This is a genomic window from Methylophilus sp. UBA6697 (assembly GCF_002454655.1).
Classification (GTDB): Bacteria; Pseudomonadota; Gammaproteobacteria; order Burkholderiales; family Methylophilaceae; genus Methylophilus.
The window spans coordinates 37,130-48,569 of the sequence record NZ_DKJH01000027.1; the positions used below are offsets into that span (position 1 = coordinate 37,130).

Genomic DNA, 11,440 nt, shown 5'->3' on the forward strand with positions numbered 1-11,440 from the left:
ATTACAGGCTAAACACCATCAGGCCACCGCCCATTTGTGTGTGGTTTTGCAGTTCTTTGAACGCACCAACCGCACCCAAACCAGCGCTAGGGTCTGTCAGGTCAAACACCAGACCAACACCTGGCCAGCCGCCTACACCGTACATGCTGCCAACGTACTGTTTACCCTTGAAGGAGTAAGTCATAGGAGATCCGATACCACCGGATGGCATCTTGAAGTTCCACAACTCTTTACCGTCTTTGTTATCCAAAGCTTTCAGGTAACCATCAAGTGTTGCGTACCATACCAAGCCGCCTTTGGTGTACAAAGTACCGCCCCAAGCCGCGAATTTCTCCCACTTGGTCCATTTCGCCTTACCTGTCGTCAAGTCGAAAGCACGGATCTGACCCATTTCTTTCTTGGTTGGGCCGTTAGGTCCTGGGTACATCGCCAGCGTTGCACCAACGAAGAACTGACCTGCACGGTATGGCAGCATGAACGGCTCCCAATCCATACAAATGTGGTTCAGACCAGCGTACAAAGTACGGCTTTCCGGATCGTAAGAGTCAACACCCTGGTTGTGGAAACCCATCGCTGATGGGCAAATGTTGGTCCCTTTGTGGTCCATGCGGGTTGCAAACTCAGGATCACGTACTGGTGTACCGGTTTTCAGATCCACTTTTTTGAACACGTTTACAGCAGGGTCGACTTTTTCAGCGACGATCAGGCTGCCGTTTTCACGGTTCAGTGTGTACAGGATACCGTTACGGTCGATGTGGCTCAGCAATGGCGTCACTTTGCCATTGACTGGCTGGTCGGTCAGTACCATCTGGTTCACACCAGCAAAGTCCCACTCATCGTGAGGCGTTTTCTGGTAACCCCATTTCGCCATACCGGTGTCCAGATCGCGACCCCAGATAGTCATGGTCCACTTGTTGTCGCCAGGACGCATGGTTTCGTTCCATGGTGCCGGGTTGCCTGAACCGTAGTAGAACAGGTTCAATTTAGGATCGTATGCATACCAACCCCAGTTTGTACCGCCACCAATTTTCCAGGCATCGCCTTCCCAGGTTTTTGTACCCAGGCCGAATTGACCGTAATGTGGATTGTCTTTGTTGAAGTCTTTAGCCAGACGCACAGAGTCATCAGAACCGGTTGCGAATGCACGCCATTTCAACTCACCTGTTTTCAGGTCGAAGGCGTTTACCGCGCCACGTACACCCAGCTCGGCACCTGAACAACCCATCAGGATAGTGTCTTTAGCCACGAAAGGCGCTTGTGTCAGTGTAGAACCCACTTTTGGATCACATACTTCCACTTCCCAGTTGGTTTTACCGGTTTTTGCATCCAAAGCCAGCAAATGGCCATTGGCCTGTTTCTTAATAATTTGACCAGCGCCGTATGCCAAGCCGCGGTCAACCACGTCACAGCACATCACTGCTTTAGTAGAAGCATCTTGCTTAGGCTTGTGTTGCCAGACAATTTTGCCTGGATCGTTCAGGTTCAGGGCGTATGTATTGTTTGGGAAAGCAGAGTGGATGTACATCATGTCACCAATGACCAATGGCGCACCTTCGTGACCATTCAGTACACCGGTGGAGAATGACCACGCAGCTTTCACATTTTTTACGTTGGATTTGTTGATTTGAGCCAATGGGCTGTTGTGCTGGCTATAATAGCCACCAGTTGCGATCGGCCAGGCGCCAGGTGTGTTGACCTGCTTGTCCAAGTCTGCATCTGCCATGGCCAGGCCAGAAAAGCTTGCAAACAAGCCCCCGACCAAAGCGCCTAAAATGGCACTAGATGATGTTACTTTCATACTATCTCCTAATCTCTCAAGAATGAGTTTCACGTGGTGTTGCGACATCCCCCCGAATGCCGCACTGCACGACCTGAATTGTTAATAATTTGTAACAAAGGCAATAGATGAATGATTCCCTATCATTGCTTCAACAATTCATTCATGCAGACCAGCCATATAAGGGAATTTTTCACGGGGCAGTTGATTGAGATGTGGTCTATAGTGGCGCAGGTTCACACAAGGCGGGAGCAAGTTGGCTACCGCCATATAGCTTCACAGCGTTTGGTCACTCAGTCATGCATTCTTATCAACGATCTATGCCAGTTATTACTGCTCTACACAAACTCGGCAAATTAAGCCGGGCCAGCCAGGACACGCTCATTGTGATGACGGGCGTGCTGCTGACGTTTGTCTGTGCATCTGAATTCGACCTGGCCGAGCGCGTCAATGCCTGGTTACTGACCTATGAATATGCGCAACTGGACGAGGTCCCGCTCACCTTGTTTGTGTTTGTGCTGTTGAGCGTCTGGTTCAGCCAGCGCCGCATGCGGGAAATTCATGCTGAAATCCAGCGCAGAAAACACACAGAAGCCCAATTAAGCAGCAGCCAGCAACTATATAAAACGCTGTTCGATGGCGACCTGACCGGCAATGTGGTGCTAGACATTGATGGCAATATCGGCATGCACAATCGTGCATTTGACCGTATCTGCCGCCCGATGAATGATGACAAAAACGCCTGCGTACTGTTTTCATTTGATTGGCCAACCTTTGTATCGCAACTGCAATACCACCAGGAACTCAATTTCAACAAGCTGCAAATCCGGCGACCAGATGGCCTGCCCTGCTATGTGGGCGCGCGCTTTGTCTATGTGCCGGCAGCAGAGCGCAAACCGGCACAAATTCACGGTTACCTGGTCGACATGACCGAGCAATGCCTGGTGGAACTTGACCTTGAACGCACCTTGAAAGAAAACCGCGTGCTGGCGCGCCATGCCATGCAGATGCAAGAGCAGGAGCGTAAATATATTGCCAGCGAGATTCATGACGAAACGGGTCAATATTTGACGGCGATTCGCATGGATGCACTGACCTTGCAAAAAAGTAATCCTGATCAGGCCCATGTGATTGCAGTGAGGATTGCCTCCAATACCCAGCATGTGCAGCAGTCCATACGTGCGCTGATTAAGCATTTACGACCACCGGCACTTGATTCGTTAGGCCTGATTGGCGCCGTTGAGCGCCTGGTCAATGACTGGAAGAAACTCAATCCGTCCGTCGACTGCCACCTCACACTGGATACCAGCGAACAGACATTGAACGAAGACACCAATATTGTTGCTTTCCGCGTTGTGCAGGAAGCGCTGACCAATATTGCACGCCACGCCCATGCCAGTGAAGTGTGGATAGATATCCATATCATCAAGCGCCAGGACAAAGCCATGCTGCAAATCGAAATCCGTGATAACGGCAAAGGCATGGATACCACGCAGGCAACCGAAGGTGTCGGCCTGGTCGGCATGCGCGAGCGTATCGAGTCGCTGCAAGGCAGTTTCAAACTCATGAGCGGCTTACAGGCTGGCACCCTGATTACCGGCCTGCTGCCACTCAACACCAGCAAGCAGGTACGCCCTGCTGCATCCTTATTGTCAAACCCGGGAGTAAACGACTATGCAACCCCTTAAATGGCTAAGTCTGATTGCACTGATGATGCCGCTGGCATTGTCTGCAAAAGATCTGCAAACAGAAGAACAACCTTTTTTGCAGGCCTATAGTGGCCAGTCGCGCCAGTTTGTAGAAGAGCAACTAGGCAAACCGGTCAAAAAAGAAATGGCAGTGAAACCACACAACGCAGACCAGATTTTGCAACAACAACAGCAAGCAGCCCCTGGTGCTGGCGAACAGATTGAGATGTGGTATTACCGCGGCAAGATTCAATATGCGCCAAACAAGTTTTTCAATACTGCCGAGCTCACCTTTGCCAACGACAAATGTGTGAACATCACCTTTGCCAATAAAAAATAAGGCGCACGCAGACCCATGGCAAAAGTAATGATCGCGGATGACCATGCCATGCTCAGGCAAGGCTTGCGCACCATGCTGGAACAGGCAAACCACCAGGTTTCTGCGGATGCGCTAAGTGGTGAAGAGGCCTGCCTGCTGGTAGAAAAGAATCACCCTGACCTGCTGATTCTGGACCTGGATATGCCAGGCATCGGTGGCCTGGAAACCCTAAAGCGCATTTTGCATCGCAAACCGCAAATGCGGGTGCTGATTTTCAGCATGCATGATGACTGCATCTACGCCACGCGCGCCATCCAGGCTGGTGCACGTGGTTACGTGACCAAAACCGAACCGCCAGAAGTGGTGCTGGAAGCGGTACAGAAGATCCTCAAAGGCGGACGTTATATCAATAACGAGCTAGCGCAGAGTTTGTCCATGTATCACCTGGAAAGTCAGGAAAATCCGATCCAGAAATTATCCCCGCGCGAATTTGAAGTCTTTCGCCGCATCGCCCAGGGCGAGGCACTGGCAGCCATCGCCAAGGGCATGCATATCGGCTATAAAACAGTGGCCAATATCCAGACCAGCGTACGGCAAAAACTGGGGGTGGAAACCACCGGCCAGGTGGTGCATATCGCCGTGCGCTTCGGCATTATCAAAGGCCTGTAATCAGGTCATTCGCCATGATTCTGATTATTGCCCGCAAAGAACTCCGCAGCCTGTTTGCCACCCCCATGGGCTGGCTGATTCTGGCCATTTTCCAGGCCATTGTCGGCACCTATTACAGCCTGAGTTTTAACCAGTATTTTGAAATCATGCGCAGTGCACAATGGCAAGTGCAGCGTATCGGCATCACCCAGTTTATGGCAGAAGGTGTGTTTGGCGTTGCCTCAATATTAATGCTGTTTGTGGTACCACTGGTATCGATGAAACTCATTAGTGAAGAGCGCAAAAACCAGACCATGGCCTTGCTGATGAGCGCACCGTTGAGCATGAGTGAACTTATTTTGGGCAAACTGCTGGGTATCGTCACCTATCTCAGCATACTGATTATCAGCATGGTGCTCATGATTGCCATGCTGTTACCCTGGGCAGAAATTGACCTGCCCTACTTACTCACGCACGCACTGGGTTTATGGTTGCTGGTGGTAGCCAGCAGTGCATTGGGGCTATATGTGTCCTGCCTGACGGCGAATCCGATCCTGGCGGCATTTTGCAGCATGACAGCCCTCTCCGTCTGTTTGCTTATGGACAAGTTTTTTAGTGACAATCGCCAGGCGCTATTTCATGACCTATCCCTGATGCAGCACTACCGCCAATTCTCATTGGGCATACTCAACAGCTACGACATATTATTTTTCGTGCTGTTCGCACTGTTTTTTGTGCTGCTTTCTATCCGCCGTTTACATGCTGACCGACTTTATGGCTAACCTCCGGCAACGCGCCTCAATCAAACACTGGCTGGCGAGTGCAGCACACTGGTGGCAACACCGCCTGGCGGTGCCTGCCTTGCTGCTGCTCACGCTAGCACTGGGCGTGCTCGCCTGGCAGTTCCATATCATGGCGGATACGACGCACAATCACCGCAACACCTTATCTGCAGCCAGTATCCAGGTGCTGCAACATTTACCAGGCACCATCGAAATCACCGCTTTTTGCAGTAATAGCCCTTACAAAGGGCGTTATTTCAGAAAGTCGATCACCTCGCTGCTGCAGCGTTATCAATACCTGCATGCAGACTTACGTGTGCAATTTATTGACCCAACCACCTCACCGACCCTGGCACGCGAGCAGCAGATCAAAAAAGAAGGCGAAATGATCATCCGCTATCGCGGCCAAGAAAAGCGCATGTATTTGCCATACACCGAAGAAGCGTTTACCAATGTATTGCTACAACTACAGCATGGTGAACGCGCGCCACTATTATTTGCCAGCGGACAGGGTGAACCCGCACTGGACAACACCTCTGCCAGTGGTGGCAGCCAGCTGGCACAAGCCATGCAAGCAGCCGGTTTACAGGTAATGGCGAGCACATCGCTGACTTATGTCGCGAGTAAAAGCAAACCATTACCCACCCTGGTGCTGGCAGGCGCCACACAGGCTTATACACCCGCCCAGGCAGCCGCCATCAAAGCCCATCTTACCCAGGGTGGCAACCTGGTCTGGCTGGTCGACTCAGCACACACACAAGGCCTGCAAGCGCTGGCTGAAGGGTTAGGCCTCGATATCAGCCCGGGCATGGTCATAGACCCAGCCAATCGCCAGTTCGATATACCGCTTCAGGCCTTGAGTACACAGCGCTATGCCGCACAAGGCCCGACCCAGGAGTTTGCCCTGCGCACCTTTTTTGAGGAGGCACATGCCATCCAGCGCATGCGCCAGCCAAATGATACATGGCGTACGCTACCACTGGTTGCGGCGGCAGAGCATGGCTGGGTCAGCGCAAGTTATCGCCCTGGGCAGTCAACAGCGCTGCCTGCGTTTAATGCTGACACAGATATGCAGGGGCCTGCCACGGTGATGCTGGCCTTAGAAAAAGAACAGGCCACGGGCGAGCATCAACGTATTCTGGTCATCGGCAGCCGGCAGTTTTTTAGCAACAGTCAGTTACAGCGCGGTGGCAATCTGGCGCTCAGTATGCAAAGCCTGCAATGGGTGGTCAATAATCAGCCTAGCATCAGTTTGCCGGTCACCCCATTAAGAGATAGCGTGATTGCCCTGCCATCGACTCAGACCTGGCTGATCTTGTTATTTAATAGCTTTCAATTTGGCTTGCCAGCCCTGTTGCTGTGTGCAGGCTGGTTGCGCTGGCGTAGAAAACAGCAACATTAAAACCATTGCCATCCCATTTTGCGCGTAGATAAAACTCGTACCCAATAAAAAACCCCGGCAAGCCGGGGTTTTCGCAAGGTTGCTCGCTGAATTACAGGCCAGATAATCCTTTTTCAATCGCTTGATTATGATGTGTTGGCTGCTCAGTCGTCTCAGACACTGGCGAAGCCACGGCTGATTCCGGTTTTGCCTCAGCAGGCGCCACAGGCACTGCCGGCGCAGTCGCGGCGCCGCTATCCAGGGTCAGTTTGGAAAAGTCGCCGTAGAACTCTACTTTAGCATCCTTGCGCAAGGCAGACACTTCATTCTTGATCACCGTTTGCTGATTAGAGTTCACCAGGAATTGCTGGATCACAGGTTTAGCTTTTTCCAGATCTACCGGTTGACGGTCAACTTTGGCCAAAAACAGCAGCACCAAGGCCTGAGGGCTTTTCACCACCAGCGTATCGCCCGCTTTCAAGGTGTTCAGTTTTTTCAACAGTTCCAAAGGCAGTTGCTCAGCCGCTTTACGGCTGGCATTGGCACTAAACACATAGTTATTGTCTTTTAACCATTTAGCCAACTCATCTGCCGTTTTCGCGGCGCTAATCCCGGCCTCAATGTCGCTGGCATGTTCATTGCCATCTTTGACTGCAAACTCCTGAATCACATACACGTTACGCTCGCTGAACAATTCAGGATGCGTATCATAAAACTTCTTAATGTCATCCGCAGATGGCGCGGCTTGCTTGGCCGCTACCTTTTGCATGTAAGCCTGTGCCAGCACCTGTTGTTTGGTCGCTTCCAGCACTTGCAGTACATTCGGATCACGGTCCAGTTTTTCATCCACAGACTTCTGCTTGAGCAACTCCAGATCGACCATTTGTTGCAATACTTTTTCAGAAGCAGCCTTGACTTGTGACTGATCCAGCTTACCCAGTTTGGATAAGGCAAAATTCAATTGATGCACGGTAATTTCGCTGCCATTCACTTTGGCCACGACTTGTGACCCGGCTTTGGCCGCGTCATCATGTTTACTGCACCCGGCCATCACCAGCATCAGTGCTGGCACAATTAATGCGATTTTTTTCATCATCACCCTTTAATATTTTGGTATTTTTTGTGTTCTGTTGCGACAGTTCGCCAAACTAATTACGGCCTCCCTCAGGCCTGTCTTTAGCGGTCATTGTCAAAATTTTCAAAACACATGCTAACACACTCTTGTTACCAATATTGCCAGTGACCAGTGTATACCACCCAAACACCGAGTACGGCATTGGTGGTCACATGGGCAAGGATTGATACCCAGAGCACCTGGAAACGACGGTATAACCAGGCATATACCAGTCCTGCCAACAGCCCGGCTAACCAGAGCTGATGTTCCACTGCAAATAATACGCTACTTACTGCAATTGCATAAGCCGTCGCGCGCGCAGGAGAGACCGACATAAAGTCGTTACTATCCAGCCTGCGCATTAAATATGACCGCCAGAACAGCTCTTCGATCAACGGCACCACCAATGCCGAACCACTCCAGCGACAAATTAACCAGAAAATATCGGCGCTGCTCTGCATCGGCATGGCAACCGTATGGCTCGCCCCATGCCCACCCAGCCAGGCGGGATAAGGGGCAATCCACAGCAGAAAGACCAGCCAACCAGCCAGCAGCGCGATTAAGGCTTGGTTAAACGTGGGTGTCACACGCAGTTCGAGGTAATCGCGGCGGAAATATAACAGCAGGCACAAGGCCAATACACTGCGCAGCAAATAGGTGGGTTCTGCGCCTATACCTAACCAGGACAACGCCGTTGCCAGCCACGGCTCGGCCGCCAGTAATAAGATAAACCCGGCAAACGGGTAAATACGGGCACGCTCATGCCGGGTAAACCAAGAGTCAAGTAAAGCAGTCATTGCGCCAGCCGATCATCAAAAAGCACAGGCCTCGCCTAAAAAGTGGTCAAGGCGTTGCTATTGTATCAACTTTATTTTCCAGTAGCTGCGTCTGCTTACCCTGCACAATATTTTCCAGTTCTACCCGTTTGAGCTGGAAAAATGGCTCTGCGCGCAAGAAGCGCTGATAAGCCCCGGCATCCGCGTACAAATTGACCAAGTCATGGCCATAGCTATACAAGCGGCCATTTTTTTCTTCACACGCTACCAATTGCTGGTGAGTGGCACTCACTTTGGTCACCAGACCTTTACGTTGTCCATCATTAGTAGCCAGATCTGCTTTCGCGACCTTGAGTTGTTGCTCGGTGGTTTCCAGGCGTTGCGCCTGCTCGGCCAACTGTGCCTGCAATTGCTGCACCTGCGCCGACAATGCGTCTTTTTCCTGACCTAACTTCTGCTTATCGGACTCTAGCTGCTGGTTACGCCTGACCTGGCCCTGCAGTTTGGCCGAATGTGCTTTTTGCGAATTCTGTGCCTCACCCAATGCTTGTGACAGGCCTTTTTTCTCCTGCTCAAACTGGGTCTGCATGGCTGATTTCTCGGTTTCTAGGTCCTGCTTCATTTTCTGCATCAAGATGGCCGCGCGCTTGGCGGCTTTATCCTGCTTTTCGGCTGCCATGCTGTGGGTGGCATAGCCACCCATCAAACAAGCACTGACCAAGAGAGACAAAATGGTTTTCATGCTGTTCCTTTAGAATCTGCCATTAAAGTCAACAAAGAACGTATCGACAGAGAATGGCAAACCAGAAATTTCGTCTGCGCTGACATATCTTGAAGACAGCCAAGCATTTTTGCCTACGCCATATTGCGCGCCCACATAAAAGCCTTTGGCATCGGTGCCCCCCAGACGGAAGTTCGAATCAGTGAACCCATCCAGCATGGCATCGGCCTCCAGGCGACGGTAGCCGCCAAACACTTGCCAATCATGCAGTTTCTTGATCATGGGGTGCCCTACCATCAGCGCAAGCTCATAACCCTCATTTTCTTTTTTGTATGTGTTACCAGTGCGGCGCTGTATTTCTTTCTCGTCAAAGCCGATGTTTTGCACATAAGCACCATGCAAGATGACATGCACCGGATCAAACACTGCCAGATCAACCTCACCGGTGAAGTTAATCAACTGGAACTGGGAGGCCAATCCACATAGACCGTTCGTCGAACCACATAAAGCACCATTGGTTGTGCCATCATTAATACTGAAGGTGTGGTTGCCTTTTTGCCGCCATAGCGGCACGGTACTGGCATATTGAAGGCTATCATTGACCGGATTGCGCTGACCTTCTACATTTTTAAAGTCGTAGTAAGCGACGCCCAATTTCACTTTGCTATCATTGCTGGCCGTCCACTCAATCCCGCCCTGTGCGGCATATAACCATTTGTCACCGGCCTTATTGGTATTAGAGCTCTCGACCTCTTCAATCGGGAATGCACCCACTGAGGAAAACAATTTCCAATGTCTGTTAATAGCCGGGTTCGCACGTGCCACAAAACCATCAAATGCCAGGTCAGGATCCCAAAGCAAATCTGTGCCAAATACCTGGTTACCGGTAAAGAATGGGTTAGCAAACCGCCCCCCACTCAATGTCAGCCAGTCATATGGTTTTGCTTCAAGAAAAGCGCGATCCAGCCCGAATACAAACTTGCCCTGGGAAAACCCTTCGGTCTGGTTGGGGGTGACTGGTGTTTGCAACATACCCGTGGTAAAGCGAATACCACCATCCAGCCACTCGTTAATATGGATATTCGCCCCAAAAAACGCACGTACACGCTGACGCTGGCGGTCCTCGGTCGTATTATTGACGACCATATTCTGCACTTCGTTATTCAAGGTACCCGGAATCGTATTGCTATCGCTAAACATATCCTCCTGATAACGTAAACGGAGGGCACCTGTCCACTCGATGCGGTCTATCCACTCAGGAATACCTAGTCGTTCACCCGCCTTGTAATTGAGTTTTTTCATCACATCCTGCTCAATTTCAGCACGCATTTCATTTTTAACGTGTTCAGGCACATATTGCACACGAATGGCCTTGGGCTGACCTGATACTGCCTGATCCAGTGGCTGTGGGTTCTGGGCCGCTAAGGCCTCGGCCTCTTCTTTTGCTTTTTGTCTGGCTTGCTGAGCCTGTTGCAATAAAGTATCTGCTTTTTTCTTAGAAAGCACCCCTTCTTGCACTAGCAACTCAATCAAACTCATGGTAGTCGCCCGCACCTCTTCAAGTGACTCACGTTCGCCAGCAATGACTCCTGCTGACTGTGTGCCAAACAGGCTAGCCACCACTAAAGGAATCATCCAGTTTTTTGCTTTAATATTCATTCTCTTTCCCTAATTACTAAGCGCTTTCACCGCATTGCCTGTCGCATTTTTAAGACATATTTTTTGAAGCCATACGTACGACGACTTTTCTTGGCATATCCTCAGGCGCAGATTCCTTCAAAGGCGGAATCCTGCTCAACACCTTGCGAATCAAGGCGTCTACTTCCGCGTCACCGCTGGTATCAATCAGTTCGGCATGATCAATATCTCCCTGCGCATTCAAGAACACCCTGACATCAACCTGGTACTTGATTTTGTTCAACCCATTTTCAGCATCAAGTGCCTTTTTAATCTGCGCATCGACCTTGTTGGTAAACCAGGCAAATGCAGCCATATTTTTCTTGCCCCCAATTTTGGGGCCTGTGGTGACATCGCCACCTTTGTACTCATTGTTCACCGCTCCGGCCTGGAACGGGCTAGGGCCATCGCCAGCCGCCCCTTCCATTTTCAGGTTTTCAGCAGGCGGGGCTTCTGCCGGTTTAGGCTCAGGCGCCTTGATTTCCTTAGGTTGCTCTTTCGGCGTTTCCTTGGGTGGCTCTTTTGGCGGTGGGGGCGGTGGAGGGGGCGGCGTATCC

General features: G+C 51.0%; 11 protein-coding genes. 5 read left to right on the plus strand and 6 right to left on the minus strand.

What is annotated here, in order from left to right:
- Position 1: 1 nt before the first annotated feature.
- On the minus strand, positions 2 to 1,798 hold the full coding sequence (locus tag B3355_RS08855; RefSeq protein WP_292782805.1) for a methanol/ethanol family PQQ-dependent dehydrogenase: 1,797 nt from the start codon (positions 1,796 to 1,798) through the stop codon (positions 2 to 4).
- Between the two features lie 299 nt (positions 1,799 to 2,097).
- Between B3355_RS08855 and B3355_RS08860 the strand changes: the two genes are divergently transcribed.
- Genes B3355_RS08860 through B3355_RS08880 form a run of 5 tightly spaced genes read left to right on the plus strand, consistent with a single transcriptional unit; the run spans position 2,098 to position 6,616 of the window.
- Positions 2,098 to 3,465: a sensor histidine kinase gene (locus B3355_RS08860; protein WP_292782808.1), complete on the plus strand. Its 1,368-nt coding sequence runs from the start codon at positions 2,098 to 2,100 to the stop codon at positions 3,463 to 3,465.
- Positions 3,452 to 3,805, plus strand: coding sequence for a hypothetical protein (locus B3355_RS08865; protein WP_019883040.1), 354 nt, complete (start codon positions 3,452 to 3,454; stop codon positions 3,803 to 3,805). Before B3355_RS08860 ends, B3355_RS08865 begins: the two co-directional genes overlap by 14 nt.
- Positions 3,806 to 3,820: 15 nt before the next feature.
- Positions 3,821 to 4,453: a response regulator transcription factor gene (locus tag B3355_RS08870; protein ID WP_019915176.1), complete on the plus strand. Its 633-nt coding sequence runs from the start codon at positions 3,821 to 3,823 to the stop codon at positions 4,451 to 4,453.
- A 14-nt stretch (positions 4,454 to 4,467) separates the two neighbouring features.
- Positions 4,468 to 5,214 carry an ABC transporter permease gene (locus tag B3355_RS08875; protein WP_292782813.1) on the plus strand — a complete coding sequence of 249 codons (747 nt, stop codon included), beginning with the start codon at positions 4,468 to 4,470 and terminating at the stop codon, positions 5,212 to 5,214.
- Positions 5,192 to 6,616, plus strand: a complete 1,425-nt coding sequence (locus B3355_RS08880; RefSeq protein ID WP_292782814.1) for a GldG family protein — start codon at positions 5,192 to 5,194, stop codon at positions 6,614 to 6,616. Before B3355_RS08875 ends, B3355_RS08880 begins: the two co-directional genes overlap by 23 nt.
- 91 nt (positions 6,617 to 6,707) lie before the next feature.
- On the opposite strand, the gene B3355_RS08885 is transcribed toward B3355_RS08880, so the two are convergent.
- From B3355_RS08885 to B3355_RS08905, 5 genes are all read right to left on the minus strand, one after another.
- On the minus strand, positions 6,708 to 7,691 hold the full coding sequence (locus tag B3355_RS08885; protein WP_292782817.1) for an EpsD family peptidyl-prolyl cis-trans isomerase: 984 nt from the start codon (positions 7,689 to 7,691) through the stop codon (positions 6,708 to 6,710).
- A 128-nt stretch (positions 7,692 to 7,819) separates the two neighbouring features.
- Entirely contained in the window at positions 7,820 to 8,506 is a 687-nt protein-coding gene (locus B3355_RS08890; protein WP_292782820.1) for a CAAX prenyl protease-related protein, read from the minus strand.
- 46 nt (positions 8,507 to 8,552) lie between these two features.
- Positions 8,553 to 9,227 carry a hypothetical protein gene (locus B3355_RS08895; RefSeq protein ID WP_292782823.1) on the minus strand — a complete coding sequence of 225 codons (675 nt, stop codon included), beginning with the start codon at positions 9,225 to 9,227 and terminating at the stop codon, positions 8,553 to 8,555.
- A 9-nt stretch (positions 9,228 to 9,236) separates the two neighbouring features.
- Complete coding sequence (locus tag B3355_RS08900) at positions 9,237 to 10,865, minus strand: putative porin (protein ID WP_292782826.1); 1,629 nt, start codon at positions 10,863 to 10,865, stop codon at positions 9,237 to 9,239.
- 49 nt (positions 10,866 to 10,914) lie between these two features.
- On the minus strand, positions 10,915 to 11,440 hold a 526-nt coding region (locus B3355_RS08905), incomplete at its 5' end, for a TonB C-terminal domain-containing protein (protein WP_292782829.1).